This window comes from Niallia taxi (genome assembly GCF_004005475.1).
Taxonomy (GTDB): Bacteria; Bacillota; Bacilli; order Bacillales; family Cytobacillaceae; genus Niallia; species Niallia taxi.
Map to the genome: position 1 here is coordinate 44150 of NZ_RZTZ01000010.1, position 17218 is coordinate 61367.

Genomic DNA, 17218 nt, shown 5'->3' on the forward strand with positions numbered 1-17218 from the left:
AAACCCAAACCTTTTCACCCAACGAGTCTGCTGTATATCGCCCTTGCTCTTGTCCGCTCGCTTGTACCATGAATAATGGCACGGCCGTCCTTAAAGAGAACAATGCGATGCTCTTCATATTCACATGCAAGCAAATATGGATTTACTATCATATTTTGAACGACGTGCTGTATACTTTGGGACAATGCCTTTAGATCATAAATATGGGAAACTCCAGGGCGTATTTGGATAGCATCTCTGCCACATAGTATGTCTGTCTTTGTTTGATTACCAGCTTCTAAATATGGGAAGGCCTTCTGACTGCATGTAGGACAATGAGAATCCTTCAGCTTTCCTGCGTGAATTTCTGCTTTTTGCATATTCCAAATATCATGTGATATAAGCAAAGGCTTTACAGCCTTTCCTGTAAGTATTTTCAAGGCATACGCTGTTTGAAATGCTGCCACAAGCTGGACAATTGGGCTGATAACTCCAACACTGTCACATGTCTCTGTTTGTGCAGGAAGATGCTTAATAAGGCAGTGCAGGCAAGGTGTAGTGCCTGGAATGACGGGATATGTTAAGCCATAGCTGCCGACACACGCACCAAATATATAAGGTTTATTCATTTTTACGGCAGCATCATTAATTATGAGTCTTGTTTCAAAGTTATCCATGCCATCGATGATGATGGAAGCATCCTTGATGATTGTTTCAATGTTTTGACCTGTTATATCCTCTATACGACAATCTATGGAAACATCACTGTTAATTTTCTCTAACCGCTGTTTTGCAGCTACAGCCTTTGGCAGCTTTAAGGCAGCATCTTCCTCGGTATACAGCTGCTGTCTTTGAAGGTTGCTGTATTCGACATAATCTCTATCTATAATAGTCAGCTTCTTGATGCCTGCTCTTGTCAGCATTTCTGCTGTAGAGGAACCAAGTGCGCCGACACCTAAAATAACCGCATGACTTTCTTTCAGTCTTTTTTGGCCAGCAGCTCCGATAAACAGCTCCTGTTTGGCATATTTTCTAATCATGATGTTACCAATCCGCTTAATGGGCTGCTCGCTTCGCCGTATTCCTTCATATCCATTCGGCCAGCTTCAAAACCTAGTCTTCCTGCTTCAATTGCCAGACTCATCGCCTTTGCCATTTTAACAGGATTATTTGCATTCGAAACTGCCGTGTTCAGCAGTACGCCATCTGCCCCAAGCTCCATTGCAAAGGCTGCATCCTTAGGAGAACCAACACCAGCATCTACAATAACAGGAATGGCTGATTGCTCAATTATCAGGCGGATATTTAACGGGTTGATGATTCCTCTTCCAGACCCGATTGGAGCTGCACCAGGCATAACAGCATGTACACCTAATTCCTCAAGACGCCTAGCCAAAACCACATCGTCAGACGTATATGGCAAAACAGTGAACCCTAACTCCAGCAGCTTCTCTGACGCCTTCAATGTTTCAATCGGATCTGGCAGCAATGATTTGCTACAGCCTATAATCTCCACCTTAACCATGTCGCAAAGACCTGAAGCCTTTGCAAGCTTGGCAATCCGGACTGCTTCTTCCGCATTTTTTGCTCCTGCTGTATTAGGCAGCAGCGAATACTTTGTTAAATCCAATTGCTCAAGGAAATTAGGCTGAGATTCCTCAAACACATTCATTCTTCTAACAGCAAATGTCAATATCTCGGCACCTGAGACCGCCACAGCCTCCTTCTGAATTTCATATGATGGATATTTACCTGTCCCAAGCAGTAATCTTGATTGAAATATGCGATTTCCTATCTTCAACATAATTATCCTCCTCCTACAAAATGAATAAGCTCTAATATATCCCTATTAACAAGGGTTGTAGATTGATAGTTTTCTTTGTCAATAATTTCTCTGTTTAGCTCTGCTATAACTATCCTGTCTTTAAGTCCATACCACACTAATAAATCTTGCAATGTCACAATCTCTTCCGGTATATCCGCAGATTTCCCATTCAATTGAATAATCATTGCAGCACACCCTTTCCTTCTGCGACTTTTTCTACTCTATCAAGCTTAAAGGCATTAACCCAATCCTTGTTAACACTTCTTTCCATTAATAAATCCCTGATCATCATCCCTGTTGCCGGTGCCATTAATATACCGTTTCGTTGATGTCCCGCTGCAAAATAAAGGCCTTTTGTTTCAGGATGTTCCCCAATAAATGGCCTTTTATCAAAGGATTGTGGCCTTAATCCTGCCCAAAACCTATGTGGCCGCATTGTAGAAATTTCAGGCATCAGGCTTTTAGCCTTCTCCATTATTTCCTGGATTCCTCCGAAGCTCGGCAACTCATTCCAATCATTCCATTTCTGTGTTGCCCCAATTACCAACTGATTGTTATTCCTTGGCACAATGTAACTCTTCTCATGAAATAATGTTTTCGTTAAAGGCATTTTGTCATTTATGACAGATAGACATTCTCCTTTTACGGGAACTAAGGCATGCTGCAAGCCAGCCTCCGAAAAAAACTTATTTGACCAAACACCGCAAGCAATGATTACATTTTCCGCATAAAAGCTGTTGTTCGTGGTCTTTATTAGAAATCCTGTACCTTGTTGGACTACTTCAAGCACCATCGTATGTTCAAAAATTTGTGCACCATTTTTTAGGGCGCCCTTCCAAAATCCATTGCAAGCAGATAATGGCGTTACATGAACATCGTCTTTCATATAGACAGCACCGAGTATTTCCTGACTGGCATGCTTTTCAGCCTTATACACCTCTACCTTTGACAGCCATTGGACGGAGGGCAGCTTCATAACAGCTTCAAGCTTTCTTTTCTCCTCTTCTGAAAACACAAGATTTAAGATGCCGCCTTTTTTCAGCTCAATATCTATACCGCAGGTTTCCTTTAATTGCTTTGATAGGCTGTCATATTGATAATGGCTGTCAGCAACAAACGAATATACATCCTTAAACTCCTCCCATTCAGAATGGGCACCGAGCATTCCTGCTGCAGCACTCGTCGTTTTTCCGCCGACTTCATTTGCTTCCATTACAGCGGTTTGAATGTTTTCGGCTGATAGATAATAAGCAATCGCATTGCCGATAATACCGCCGCCAATGACAGCAGCTTCAAATTTTTGTATTTGCATACGCTTTGCACCTTTCATAATAGTTTTGCGCGGCAAGCTTTGGATTTTCCGCCCCAAAAATTCCTGACATAATTGCAATGCCATCCGCACCGCAATTATTTATTTCACTTACAAGCTCCTTCGTAATTCCGCCGATTGCATACACAGGAATGCTGACGTGCTCCTTTATCTCATGCAATAATTTAATTCCATTTGGAGGAATCCCACTTTTGCTTTCCGTATGGAAGCAATGTCCGTATAAGAGATAGTCAACTCCCTCCCTTTCTGCGTCTAATGCTGATTGAAGGCTATGCACAGATCTCCCTGCAAGACCGCAGGCTGTTTTCCTTCTGACCGCCTCAATTGGCATCCCCTTTTCAGGAAGGTGTACATGAAGCATATTGGCCAGCAGCAAAATTTCTGCCCTTCCATTAATGATTATTTTGCTTTTATCTGCTCCTTTTGCCAGCAGCTGTTTGCAAAGGCAATAAATTTCTAACATCGATTTCGACTTCTCTCTTATATGCACATAATCAACATATGGAAGAATTTGCAGGATGATTTCACATGTTTTTTCAACTGAAAAGGAATCATTCGTTATCGCGGTAAGCTTCATTTTAAACCACCTTTACCTATCTACTTACTCAACTTTAAAGTTTAGCCATCCCTCCAATTCTGCCTTTTTCCAATAAAAAAACCACTTTCCCGCATAGGAAAGTGGTTTGTGATTTTGTACAATACTGCAAAAAGTGCACAACAAAACAATCTGCCACTTTCCTACGCAGGTGCGAACCTGTTCAGGTTATGAGGGTTTAAAAGTAGCTACTTTATTCTCAGCCCTTATCAAGGGATCCCCTAGTGATGATTTTCATTTTCTTTTGTACTTAAAGGATATCATATTCACCTTATATTTCAAGCAATTATCTGAAATTTTAAGAATCATTTATTTATTTCGTTATTTCTCCACTTCGTCAAGGAAGCTATCTGATCTGATTCCTGTCCTTCTTAGAATGAAATCAAAATCCACATTAACCTTTGCTTCCGCAAAATAGCTATTCCAGTCATCCTTGATTTTTGAAAACTGATTATTATGCTGCCTTCTCATTATTTCTCCAAATCCGAATATATCAAGCCCGTATTCGTCCTGCATTTTAGCGACAGTTTTTTGTATTTTATCTGCTGCTGACTTGCTGACTAGATCTTCATATTTCTTAAAAGTCTCTATTTTATCCAATGATTTATAGCATTGTGTTCCTTCAATATATCCCTCTGCTTTAACATTAATATTAAATTCGGGCCTTACTCCGTCCATCTTCGTTTGTACATCTGTTGTGGAATGAATAATTCTAACAGCACTATATTCATCTTCACCGCATTGTACTGTTAATGTCGTATTTTTGAATTTATCCGTTATCCATAAATATACCCTAGTGTCGTCTAATGGTAGAAAACCCGCCAGCTTCTTCTTGTTAAAGAAGCCAAGAGAATCTACTAAAACGATCGCTTCGGGCGTTACATTATTCATATTCTCTACAGTGGCACCGACCTTTTTATCCCCTTCGACAACTACTGCATTTAAGACAGCCTCTTTCCCCTCTAAGGTGACATCATTGATAAAATCATTTATCCGCATGTCTGGATCCCCACCCCAGTCTTGGAACATATTCTCAAGCTGTGTGGACAGCTTGAGTGAGGACGACTTACGGTATAAATTTGTGACCTTCAACACATCTGACGCCTTACTGTCTTTTGCAATGAGAATTTTAAAATCATCGCGCAGTTCTCTGTTTCTCTCTAAGTAATCAATAAAATCTATCATGCCTGACTTTGCCACGTCTTCACCAATAACAAGAAGCTTCATATGAGAAAAAACAAGATACTGTGCATAATATTGGCTGAACTGATGGCTGACTTCCGATAAGGTTTCTCCTTCAATCGTTTCTACTAACGAGGGAGCATTTCCTCCACTCGTTCGTGAATTCAGCTCTGCAGCATTCAAGGCTTCAACAGTAACCTCATATTTCCCGTCATCACCTTTATCGATAGCCATCCCAGAAACCAGCTTTATCTCTGAAAGCTCCTTCCGATCCCAGCATCCACCCAAAAGGAATACAATTAAAACAGAGATTAACATCTTTCCAAACAGCTTCAATCTCCGCTTCCTCCTTTCGACTGCTTAGGAGGAGATGGAGAGCCTTGAGGCTTTTGCTTATCAAGGGTGGTAGGACTTAAATAAGCTGGCCGCTTGTTTTGGAACCAAATCGGCGTACGAATAAAGATATCCTTTTGGTCCTCTACTATAAATGGTGCAACTGGCGCTAGATAAGGAACACCGAAGGAGCGGAGTGAACTAAGATGTGCCACCATGAATATCAGCACGAGTAATACACCATACAATCCTAGGATGGAAGCGACTATAATAAGAACGAATCGGATAAGCCGTGAAGCATTCGCAAAGCTGTAGTTCGGAAATACAAAGTTGGCTATTGCTGTAATCGCCACAATAATAACCATGATATTAGAAATAATCCCCGCTTCAGCTGCAGCCTGACCGATAACTAACGCACCTACGATTGATACTGTCTGCCCAACGGCCCTTGGCATGCGGACACCGGCTTCCCTTAGTATTTCAAAGGTTATTTCCATAATAAAGACCTCAATTACCGCAGGAAACGGCACACCCTCCCGCTGGGCAATAACACTTAACAGCAAGGTTGTCGGCAATAGCTCCGGGTGAAAGGTCAAGACTCCTACATATGCAGAAGGCATGAGCAGCCCAATCATAAAGGACAAATATCTAATCATCCTGATAAAACTGCTCATAAAATAGTTTTGGTAATTATCTTCAGACGATATAAAGAAATCTGTCAGTACAGCAGGAACGAGCAAAATAAAGGGTGTTCCATCTGTAATAATGGCAATTTTTCCATCCAAAAGTGCAGAGCTGACAGAGTCAGGTCGCTCTGTATTCAAAGCTAAAGGAAAAACAGTCGCCGATTTATCTTGAATAAGCTCCTCAATATTTGCAGACTCGAAAACAGCAGAAATATTAATATCTTTTATCCGCTTCCGAACCTCTTCCAAAATCTTTTCATTAACGATTCCTTTTATGGAGCCAATGTATACACTTGTTCTTGTTTCATTACCTACCTTGAACTTTTCAAATTGAAGATTATGATTTTTGATTCTTTTTCGGATTAAGTTAATGTTCGTAGAAATATCTTCAACAAAGGCATCCTTCGGTCCTCTGACAACTGTTTGTGTCGTTGGCTCTGAGACCGTTCTTCCTTCACTATTGATAAAGCTTATAGTGAGTGCTGCCGGAACGCCTTTTATGATAACAGCAATCCTTCCTTCAAGAATAGTCTCCGTCATTTCACTTATTGTATGGATGAGCTTATAACCTGAGACTCCAAAGGATTTTTTTCCAAAGGCTTGCAGTTCATCGACACTAGTAATTCTTATATCTTGTTCAACAGGGCTTTCCAAGGTTTGTCCAAGCATATCTTTAAGGAAGTCCGTGTTGATAACCGTATCTAAATAGAAAATAATTGCTTCAGATTTACCAACAAGTATATCATCTGCCTTTAAATCGGCAGTATGTCCAAAAATCTTTTTAATTTCATCCTTTATCGTTTCAAAGCTGATGTTTTTCATTTCAATTTCTTGTGCTTTGCTTGGTGTGGAATTGGAAGGAATTTGTTTTTTCGAGTTAATATTCATCAGTTTTTTCAAAAACTTATTCATGCTTTTACCTCCTTGCCTGCACTTCGGTCTTTTCTCCATTTCTTAAACAATAATGTGACAAGCACTAATATAGGAACTCCATATTCCATCGGCAAATGCAGGACAAAAATATCCACATAAAGACCTTCCCGAATATGGTCCGAAAAGTCATTGCTGATGAAAATGGCAAACATTGATACGATGCATGCAATAGGAATGGAAAAAAAGCGATACGGTTTATTAAACACATATTCCAACCCTTTAAGACCGCCATAGATAAAAACAGAGCTTTTAATTAAAATCCCAAGCATAATAATGAAGACGACTAATGCATCAATTCTTTCAATAAATTCCCCGATGCTTACTAGTCTTGCCGCACTAAGTAGAGGAAAGTTAGAACGGAGAGCGATATTCTCCCCTAATGACGTAATTATCAGGAAAACAGACAGCAGCAAGAGCATGCTGGCGATAATAACGCCAAAAACACTAATAATCCTGCTGTATTTAAAGTTTGTCACATCGGCAAGCACCACTGTAAATGCAATCATCTCTCCATAAGGAAAGACAGATATCGATGGTACAATTGCTTTCACTATCGGTTTCCAGCCATTAGCAGCAACCGGTTCTATATTGGAAATTTCAATATTGCCGCTTCCATACAAGAAAATAAAAAGCATCAGCATGAAGGCAAATGTATACGGTGTGAAAATTTCCGAGGTTCGCCCAAGCACCTCAATACCCATATAAAGAATGTAGCCTATCACAAGCGCAAGCAAGGCAACCGTGACCTCGATCGGCGTTAAGGGTAATATTGCCGCTGAAATCATTTCTCCAAAGTCCCTTATTACCCGACAGGCAACATAAAGAAAGTAACAAATATAACCAAGCGACATGACGATTGCTACAGGTCTGGAAAAGCAAATTTCCAATATTTCAAAGAAATTTTTTCCGGGCTGTAAGGACAGCAAAAAATAATAGGCAGATATAATAAGCAGACCAATAAAAAGCCCTGCTATTATGACAATCCAAGCATCACGCTTTGCTTCCATACCTACCCCGACTACAATAGCGCTGCCGAGCAGGAAATTTATAACTAATGTAATTAATTGGCTTAATGATATGTTTTCCTTTAGCATACGCTCAACACCTTATCTCTTAATGCACAGCAAGATTTACATATTCCTTTCTTTCATCTGCTTGCTATGATGTTTTCCCCTCCATTTCTTGAACAGGAGGATTACCGTCAAAAGAAGCGGCAGTCCGAACTGGAGCGGCACATGCAATAAAAACGGGTTGGAGAATAGCCCTTCATTTATATGATCCGAATACCCCTTTGCAATAAAAATCGAGAAAAGAGAAACCACACATGATATGGGAATGGCAAAAAAACGAAACGGAATAGTGAAAATATACTCTAGTCCCTTTAATCCACCATATATGTATATAGAGCTCTTCACTAATGTTCCTAATACCATCGTGAAGACAACAATAGCATCAACACGCTGAATAAATTCTCCAATTGAAATTAGCCTTGCTGCACTCAACAGTGGAAAATTAGAACGAAGGGCAATATTTTGACCCAATGATAAAATAATCAACACGGATGATGCTATGAGAAGAAGGCTGGAAAAAATCACACTGATCATCACAACCTTGCTGCTTAAATCTAATCTCGTCACACTCGGAAGAATGAATGTTAAGAAAAGGAGCTGACCATATGGGCGGATGAGCTCATATGGAAAAATCACCTTCCATAAAGGATCAAATCCCTCGCCCAATATCGGCTTAATATTTGATAAATCTAAATTTTTCCCTGAATATAAAAACACACATAATAAGACCATAAAAATGACGGCATATGGTGTAAAAATTTCAGATGTTCTGGCAAGCACCTCAAGCCCTAAATAAAGCACATAACCAATAACGAGCAGCAGTGTAAATACGCTGAATTCAATCGGAGTAGTCGGAAGAACTGTAGCAGAAATCAATTCTCCGAAGTCCCTGATGATACGACACGCATAGTACAAGAAGTACATTGAGTAGACCAAGCTTAAGCAGATTGCTATCGGCCTTTTAAAGCAATACTCAAACATCTCGTACAGGTTTTTTCCCGGCAAGAGCGAGCTTAAATATAAATAAAATGCTGTAATCAGTATCCCAAGTGCAAATGCAATTATGAGGGCAATCCAAGCATCCTCTTTTGCGTCTAATGCAAGCCCAAAAACAATGGAGCTACCAATTTGGAAATTGAATACAAGTGCTGCTAATTGGCTTAAAGAAATATTCTCTTTCAGCATCGGACTCCACTTCCTTTAGTTTTTAGCTTGTGATTTATTTCCTTGCAGCTTCTTTTTCAGCCTTCTAAAATCAACTACTACTGACCAGATAAAGCCAAAGCCAGCTGTTAATACAATGGTGATTGCTCCTGCTCCAACCTCTGCCTTGTAAATGTTCAAAAAGCAGTTTTTTAAGCTGTCATGAAAAACAAATAAATCAAGTATGAGTGTAAGACTCCCCATCATGCCAATCATTAATAAATAAACAAATGTAACCATATATCATTTCACCTGCAAATAGTAATATTCTTGTCTTATCTTGTGAAAATTCTCCAATATTATGTAGAAAATATTTGCAGGGATAAAAATAAAAAATGCCGCTGAAAATTCCGCGGCTGTTTTTAGTGAAAAACTGCAAAAAAAGCCGCTAATTATTTAGCGGCTTTTCAATGGTCTATTAATTATTTAACTTCTGAAATTTCACCTTTAAAGAAGACTTTCCGTTCTAGCGGGATTTTGAGTTCTTTCAGCATTTGCTTTAATTCTCTTTCTTCCCTGTCTGTTACTAAGCTGATGACTGTTCCTTCCTTGCCGAATCTGCCTGTCCGACCGGAACGGTGGATATACTGTGTTTTGTCTTTTGCAAAGTCATAGTGGACAACATGTGTTATATTTTGGATATCTAATCCGCGTGCTGCAACGTCTGTTGCAAGCAGCATAGATGTTTTGCCTGAACGGAATAGCCTTGTATATTTTTGTCTGTCCATTTTGTTAAGATCGCTATGAAGTCTGCTTGTTTGAATTTCTTTAAAGCCAAGTTTTTCGTGGAGTACATCCAATGTACCGATATCCTTAACAAAAACAAGCACTTTCGCATTCTCCAAACGAGAAATCTTTTCCATCAGCTTGATTTTGTCTCGATGCTCTGCCTGGAAATAGATATGATTTACATCTGCTGCTTCAATACTCGTATCTTTTTTAACAGTAATAACAGCAGGTTCTTGGAGCAATTCCTTGCCAAGCGATGCTGTTCTTTCTGTCAGTGTTGCTGAGAACATAACAACCTGTCTTTCTTCTTTCTGTGTAGCTTTGATGATTTGACGAACATAGTCAATATGTTCAGGAACTAGCAGCTGATCTGCTTCATCAAGCACAATCGTTCTCACTTCATGCATTTTAAGCTTCTTTTGCTTAATAAGCTCCAAGGCTCTACCAGGTGTACAAATGGCGAGGTGAGGACTTTTCTTCAGCTTCTCCAACTGTCTTTTTACATTGGCTCCACCGATGAAGGAAGCAGAACGGATTCCGCTGTTTTCTCCCCATTTTTGAACCTCACCAAGTATTTGCATAACGAGCTCTTGGGAGGATGCTAGAATTATCGCCTGCATAGCTCTTGATTCAGCATCGATTTTATTTAAAACTGGCAGTAGGTATGCCAGCGTTTTTCCAGTACCTGTCGGTGATTCAGCGATGATATCTTTTCCAGCTAATATTTCAGGTATCGCCTGTTCTTGAATATTTGTCGGTTTTTGAAAGCTTGCTTTCGCCCAATTTTCTGCTACGAAAGGTTTCATCTTATTTAAAAGGTCTTGATTACTCATTTCATTCTCCTTCTTTACACAGCTTACGCTTTTGCTCTCCACTAGGAAGAAATAGCTTTTTGCACATATGGCTGTTTCATTGCCTAATATCTACTTATTATAGATTATTCTCCTAAAAATAGATATGCAATCATGCCAGCTGTTAAACAATGAAAAAAGACTGTCGGCAAATTGCTGTCGACAGTCCCGTTAAAATTTATTAAACAAGGGTTTGGGCATCTCCAACTGTTTGGTAAATATCCACCCTGTCCTTAATCTTTTTCATTTTGACATCCAGTTCATGTGCAGCATCTGCTGCTTCCTTCAGCTCTGCAAGCAAATATTCTGGAATGCCCTTATCAAATTTATAATATATTTTATGTTCAAGACTCGCCCAGAAGTCCATTGCAATTGTTCGTATTTGCACTTCCACAAATACTTCTTCCATTCCATTGCTTAAAAATACTGGAACTTTGATGATTAAATGCAGACTCTTGTAACCGTTTGGTTTTGGATTTTCAATATAATCCTTTACTTCTATGATTTTCAAATCGCTTTGTTTTTTGAGCATTTCATATAAATCATAAATATCTGATATGAACGAGCAGGTGATGCGGACGCCAGCAATATCGTGAATATGCTCCTTCGCATTTTCAACCGTGATGCCAAGACCTTTCCTGTTAAGCTTCACCATAATTCCCCTTGGATCTTTAATCCGGGATTTAATATGTTCAATCGGATTATGATTGTGGATAAATTGAAATTCTTCATTTAATATTTTAAGTTTCGTATTAACTTCCTCTAAAGCAAAACGGTAGACAATCAGGTTGTTTTTCCACTCTATTAGTTCATTGGAAAGGTCATCTAAATTCCATTCGCTTATAGGTAGAAGTCCTTCATTCTTGTTAGTACGATCCATAAATCAATAAGTCTCCTTTGGTTTTCTTATAACCTTTTCTGCATTGACTCCTATGTTTTTCAAAAGCTCGATAATCTGATCGATCGTTTTCATTTTAACCATTCACCTCTTCGCCAATGTTAAGGATGACAGGCATCTAACCCTATTATAGAGAAAAATGACCGGTCAGTCAATCTCCTTTACTTGGCAATTTAAGGGCGGTTCGCCCCATTTTCGCCAGTATCCGGGCTGAACTGATTCTGATTCAACCGAGAATAAAAACCATTTTTCTGCAAGAGCTCCTCATGTGTCCCACGTTCGATGACTTCACCAGTATTTAAGACTAGGATACAATCAGCATGCTTAATTGTGTTAAGTCGATGTGCGACAACAAAGGAGGTTTTCCCTCTCATGAGCACTTGCAGCGCTTCTTGAATCTTCACCTCTGTTATCGTATCAATGCTGCTCGTTGCCTCATCAAGAATGAGAATCTCAGGATCAGCAAGTATTGCTCTTGCAATTGACAGCAGCTGCTTTTGACCTTGGCTTATGCTGTTGCCGTCTGCTTGCAGCACAGTTTCATAGCCGTCTGGCAGGCTGTCAATAAAGCTTTGTGCATTGGCAAGCTGTGCCGCTTCCTCTACTTCTTTGTCAGAAGCATCTAATCTTCCATAACGAATATTTTCGCGAATAGTTCCGCCAAATAAATAGGCATCCTGAAGAACAAAGCCCATATGTTTGCGCAAACTCTCTCTTTTTATTGACGTAATATCCTTGCCATCTAGTTTGATGACTCCACCAGTGGCATCATAGAATCTGGACAGCAGATTAATGACCGTTGTTTTTCCTGCACCTGTTGGTCCAACAAGAGCAATTGTTTCACCAGGTTTAGCATGGAAGCTTACACCCTCAAGTATTCCTTTATCTTCTTCATAAGCAAAAGACACATTGGAAAACACAACATCCCCTGATACTTGATCAAGTGAGTCTGCTTTTTCTTCATCCTCGTCCTCGCTTTGCTCATCAAGCACTTCAAACACTCTTTCTGCCCCGGCAATTGCCGACAACAATGTGTTGAATTGGTTGGAAAGATCATTCAATGGCCGAGTGAACTGTCTTGAGTACTCAACAAATATGACGACAATTCCAATAGAAATGTTTCCTGTTTTTAAAATAATTAGACCACCTACGCCTACTATTAGGGCAAAACTAATATTATTGAGCATATTCATCAGCTTGGGGATAAACCCTGAATAAACCTGTGCCCAATAGCTGACGTTCTTCAAGCTTTCACCTTTATCCACAAGCTCCATAATCATTTTGTCTTCTAATGAGAAGGTTTTAACAATACGCTGACCTGAAATGGACTCTTCAATAAAACCATTAAGCTCCCCTAATTTTTGCTGTTGCTGTTTAAAAAGCAGGCCTGTTCTGGCTGTAATCCATTTCATGCCCCAATACATGGCAGGTATGATAATTAAGCTCAATACAGTTAGAAGCGGACTAAGCCAAAGCATGATGGAAATCGTCCCTATAAGTGTCAGTACGCTTGAAAAAATCTGGATAACAGAGCTGTTAAGTGTTGAGCTAACATTTTCAATATCATTCGTGACCCTGCTCATCAGTTCTCCATGCTGTTTTTTATCAAAATAGGCAATTGAAAGCTCATGAAATTGGGCAAACAAGTCCGTTCGAAGCTTATAAACAGTTGATTGAGAAATACCAATCATCCAGTAATTCTGCAAGAATAGGCTGACAGAATAAAGGAAATAGATAATGCCCAATAGAAGAAGCATCGTGCCAAGCCCATTAAATTCTTTATTAACAATATAATTATCAATGGATATCCCTACTAAATACGGACCAAGCAGTCCTAAAAAGCAGCTGACTGCGACAAGAAAAAGCACGAGAATAAGAAGACCTTTCTGAACAGCCATGTATTGCCATAATCGGTACATTGTCTTGCCCATATTACGTGGTTTTGCTTTTGCTTTGACCTTTTTCTTTACTGCCTTCGTATCTAAATCTGGCTTCGGATAATGAAAGGCTTCTGTTAATGTCTTATACATGGCTTGCCTCCTCTTTACCTAGCTGTGATTCTACTATCTTCTGGTACAATTTATTTTCCTTCAGCAGCTGATCATGATGGGCATATGCAAGGATTTTGCCTTCCTCCATAAGCAGAATTCTGTTTGCCTTTCGGGCAGTTGAAATTTTTTGCGTTATTAACAGTGCCGTCGCATTGTATGTGGATATTGCTCGAAGAAGCTCTTTTTCTGTCTGTAAATCTAAAGCACTAGTACTATCATCTAGAAGGAGGATTTTCGGTTTCCTCACAAGTGCCCTAGCAATGGATAGCCTTTGTCTTTGACCACCAGATAAATTTATTCCCTTTTGCCCGATTCTAGTATCATACTTCATTGGAAGCTTCATAATCGTATCGTGTATTTGCGCATCCTTAGCTGCCTTTACAATTTCATTGTCTGTGGCAAAAGGATTTCCCCAACGAATATTTTCTTTAATTGTTCCAGTAAACAATAAGGAAACCTGTGGAACATAGCCAATTTGCTTTCTTATGGAATCAAGATTGTATTCTCTTATGTCTGTGCCATCAATATAAACTGCTCCCTTTGTCGGTTCATATAATCTTGGAATAAGCTGGAATAAGGTTGTTTTCCCTGCTCCGGTTATTCCCATAACAGCAATCACTTCATTTGGCTGGACAGTAAAGCTAATACCTGCAAGCACATTGTATTCTGTATTTGGATAAACAAAAGCAACATCTTTGAATTCTAATTTCCCGTTTATTTCAAGCTGTTTTGAGGCATTTTCGTTTCCATTGCTATCCTTTTCTTCCATTTCAAATACTTCCTGCAGCCTGTCAGCAGATGCCTTACAACGGGATACCACCATAATTAGCATGGTTATGACAGATAAAGAAGAGGTTATTCTTAAGGAATAGTTTATGATTGCCACAACATCCCCAACCTGTGTTTGCCCTGCTGCAATTTGACCTGACCCTAACCAAAGAATAGCAATAATACATAAATTCATAATGAACAAAAGGAGTGGTACGGTAATTTCCATTAACCTTAGGGCTTTTTCTGTATTTCTTCTTAAGTCATTACTGGCAAAAATAAATCGGTCTGTTTCAAATCGTTTTCGAACATATGCCTTAATCAGCTTTACGGCTGTTAAGTTTTCAAGCATAACATTGTTCACAAAGTCCAATTTCCCTTGAACTTTTTTAAACATCCTTCCGCCTTTGCGGATAACCCAAATAAACATTAGGATAATCACAGGAATTGTCACTGCAAGCAAAAGAGCCAGTCTTGCATTGACAACGAAGGACATGATGATTCCTCCAATTATTAATAATGGTGACCTTAACAGAAAACGCAGCCCCATAAAAATCATGTTCTGCAGCTGTGTAATATCATTTGTCAGCCTTGTTATTAAGGAAGAGCTGGCAAACTTGCTGCTGTTGGCAAATGTGAAGTATTGAATGATTGAGTAAAGCTCTTTTCGGAGGCTGTAGCCGAAATTTTGGCTGACATGAGCGGAATAAAAAGTGTTAATAATGCCTGCAGCAAAAGCAAGCAGTGAAATGCCGACAAGGATACTTCCCCAAAGGATAACGGTTTCTGTGTGTTCCTGTGCAAGACCATCATCAATAATTTTTGCCATGATAAGTGGCTGGACCAGCTCTACTGCAAGTTCTGTCAGCATTAGAATTAGTGCAATGGCGATGCTGACTTGATATGTCCAAAGCCTTTTAAAAATTTTTGTCATTTTTCTCCTCCCGCCTTTTGCACATATAAATTAGCGTTTACGATTTCTTTAGGAAAACTAAATATTGTTAATATCATACCTCTTTTTCCATAAATAGAAAACATGGTTTCAGCATTGTCATAGTACTTTTTTTAAAGAGGAGAAAAAGCTATTCATGCTAAAAAAAGACTGTAGAAAACATTCTACAGTCTTTTCCTTAACGCTTAATTAACTTTACAATTATTCTGCTCCTGTCATTGCCCACTTATACAGCTCATTATGGAAGCCGAATACTTTTGGACCGCCGACTGCCACGTCTTTTGAAATTGCTCCGAAATCATAATCTGAATAAAGGGTGAATACTGGCAATTCCTTGCTCCAAATTGCTTGAAGCTCGTTGTAAATCTCTTTACGCTTCTCTGTATCTGGCTCTTGTTTACCAGCAAGCAGAAGCTTATCAACCTCAGGATTGCTGTAGTTTGTATAGTTGCTTGTAGCATTGCTTCCGTAAACAGTTGTTACGTCAGGATCGATTGTGTTCGTGAAGCCCATCAACAGCAAATCGAATTCGCCTGCTTTAGCTTTTGACATAATAGTTGGGAAATCATATGTTGTTGTATTAAGTTTTATACCAATTGCCTCTAGGTTTTGAGCAATGATGTCAGCTGATTGCTCACGGACTTTATTTCCGATAGGTACAACAAAGTCAATTGTTTTGTCAAAGTCCCATCCAGCTTCCTCCAGCAGTTGTTTAGCCTTTTCAGGATCATAAGTATATGTTGCTAAATCCTTATCCAAGTATGGACTGACAGATGTATATGGTCCGTCGACAATCTCCCCCTCGCCCTTTAACAGCTGATTAACAATTTTTTCACGGTCAATCGCATAAGCAAATGCTTGGCGGACTTTTTCATCCGTGATTTTTTCTGTGTTGAACATCATGTTTTGATAGCCATATGTTTTTTCTGTTTTTGTTGTTACATTTTCAAAACCTTTCACTGTATCAAAATCCTGTACAGCAATCTTACCGATACCACCGGCAGCATTCATTTGAATTTCGCCTGTTTGAAGCTGTGCAACAAGATTTGCTGCAGGCATAATTTTCACGAACATTTTATCGAGTTGTACTTCACCTAAATAGTAATTATCATTCTTTTCATACTCTACATATTGGTCTTTAGCATATTGTACGAACTTGAATGGTCCATTTGTTACAGTTGGTTTTTGCATGAACGGATCCTTTTGTAAGTCTTCTGGAGCTACATCCTTTAATACATGCTCTGGAAGAATCATAAACTTAGAGCCAAGCTGTTCTTTTACCATATTTGGATCAACTGGTGTTTTTGTTTTAAATTGGATTGTTTTGTCGTCAACAATTGTTAATGATGGTATCTCCGTAACGCCGTCCGGGAACTTACCACTTTCGTTCAATCCGTCAATAATCGTCAAATATGTTCCTATTGCTGTTTCTGTTTTAGGGTTTGCAACAAGATTCATTGTAAATGCAACGTCATTTGCAGTTACTGGTGTTCCGTCAGACCATTCTGCTTTCTCATTCAACTTAATTGTGAATGTTTGATTATCTTCTGTTTCAAATGAATCTGCAAGCTTAGGAGTAAACTCAAGTGGTCCTGTCATTTCCAAAAACGTATCAAACATAAATTTTTCCAGCCATGAAGCCGCAATATCGGATGAGTTAATAGGGTTGAAGCTGACTGGAGCATTTACTAGTCCAATATACATTGTGTTGCCTTTAGAGCTCCCTGAGTTCGTTCCAGTGTTTGCCACACCAGAACATGCTGTCAATAAAAGCAGGAGCGCAATCGTGAATAAGCCTAATCCTTTTCTGAATACATTCTTCATCTGTTTTCC

15 protein-coding genes and 1 riboswitch are annotated in these 17218 nt (G+C 39.3%); all 15 genes read right to left on the minus strand.

Annotated features, from left to right (window positions below; translation table 11 throughout):
• Positions 1-14: 14 nt before the first annotated feature.
• Positions 15-1019 (minus strand): ThiF family adenylyltransferase, encoded by a 1005-nt coding sequence (locus EM808_RS20160; protein ID WP_127740127.1) that lies wholly within the window; start codon positions 1017-1019, stop codon positions 15-17.
• Complete coding sequence (locus EM808_RS20165; protein WP_205685884.1) at positions 1016-1789, minus strand: thiazole synthase; 774 nt, start codon at positions 1787-1789, stop codon at positions 1016-1018. The genes EM808_RS20160 and EM808_RS20165 overlap by 4 nt, the downstream gene beginning before the upstream one ends.
• Positions 1786-1989, minus strand: a complete 204-nt coding sequence (gene thiS / locus EM808_RS20170; protein WP_127740131.1) for a sulfur carrier protein ThiS — start codon at positions 1987-1989, stop codon at positions 1786-1788. The genes EM808_RS20165 and thiS overlap by 4 nt, the downstream gene beginning before the upstream one ends.
• Entirely contained in the window at positions 1986-3116 is a 1131-nt protein-coding gene (gene thiO, locus EM808_RS20175; RefSeq protein WP_127740133.1) for a glycine oxidase ThiO, read from the minus strand. The genes thiS and thiO overlap by 4 nt, the downstream gene beginning before the upstream one ends.
• Positions 3097-3711, minus strand: coding sequence for a thiamine phosphate synthase (locus EM808_RS20180; RefSeq protein ID WP_127740135.1), 615 nt, complete (start codon positions 3709-3711; stop codon positions 3097-3099). The genes thiO and EM808_RS20180 overlap by 20 nt, the downstream gene beginning before the upstream one ends.
• A 141-nt stretch (positions 3712-3852) precedes the next feature.
• Positions 3853-3962, minus strand: a riboswitch (TPP riboswitch).
• A gap of 88 nt (positions 3963-4050) precedes the next feature.
• Positions 4051-5247 carry a Ger(x)C family spore germination protein gene (locus tag EM808_RS20185; RefSeq protein WP_225314803.1) on the minus strand — a complete coding sequence of 399 codons (1197 nt, stop codon included), beginning with the start codon at positions 5245-5247 and terminating at the stop codon, positions 4051-4053.
• A complete protein-coding gene (locus EM808_RS20190; RefSeq protein WP_127740137.1) occupies positions 5244-6842 on the minus strand; it encodes a spore germination protein in 1599 nt (532 codons plus the stop codon). Before EM808_RS20190 ends, EM808_RS20185 begins: the two co-directional genes overlap by 4 nt.
• Complete coding sequence (locus EM808_RS20195) at positions 6839-7957, minus strand: GerAB/ArcD/ProY family transporter (protein WP_127740139.1); 1119 nt, start codon at positions 7955-7957, stop codon at positions 6839-6841. The genes EM808_RS20190 and EM808_RS20195 overlap by 4 nt, the downstream gene beginning before the upstream one ends.
• A 36-nt stretch (positions 7958-7993) precedes the next feature.
• Complete coding sequence (locus EM808_RS20200; protein WP_127740141.1) at positions 7994-9118, minus strand: GerAB/ArcD/ProY family transporter; 1125 nt, start codon at positions 9116-9118, stop codon at positions 7994-7996.
• A 15-nt stretch (positions 9119-9133) separates the two neighbouring features.
• A complete protein-coding gene (locus tag EM808_RS20205) occupies positions 9134-9376 on the minus strand; it encodes a hypothetical protein (RefSeq protein ID WP_127740143.1) in 243 nt (80 codons plus the stop codon).
• Between the two features lie 182 nt (positions 9377-9558).
• Positions 9559-10698: a DEAD/DEAH box helicase gene (locus EM808_RS20210; protein ID WP_127740145.1), complete on the minus strand. Its 1140-nt coding sequence runs from the start codon at positions 10696-10698 to the stop codon at positions 9559-9561.
• Between the two features lie 199 nt (positions 10699-10897).
• Complete coding sequence (locus tag EM808_RS20215; RefSeq protein ID WP_127740147.1) at positions 10898-11596, minus strand: GTP pyrophosphokinase; 699 nt, start codon at positions 11594-11596, stop codon at positions 10898-10900.
• 191 nt (positions 11597-11787) lie between these two features.
• Positions 11788-13644 (minus strand): ABC transporter ATP-binding protein, encoded by a 1857-nt coding sequence (locus EM808_RS20220; RefSeq protein WP_127740149.1) that lies wholly within the window; start codon positions 13642-13644, stop codon positions 11788-11790.
• Positions 13637-15367, minus strand: coding sequence for an ABC transporter ATP-binding protein (locus tag EM808_RS20225; RefSeq protein ID WP_127740151.1), 1731 nt, complete (start codon positions 15365-15367; stop codon positions 13637-13639). The genes EM808_RS20220 and EM808_RS20225 overlap by 8 nt, the downstream gene beginning before the upstream one ends.
• 219 nt (positions 15368-15586) lie before the next feature.
• The gene (locus EM808_RS20230) at positions 15587-17209 is read right to left on the minus strand and encodes an ABC transporter substrate-binding protein (RefSeq protein WP_127740153.1); all 1623 of its coding nucleotides are present in this window, start codon (positions 17207-17209) and stop codon (positions 15587-15589) included.
• Between the last annotated feature and the right edge of the window lie 9 nt (positions 17210-17218).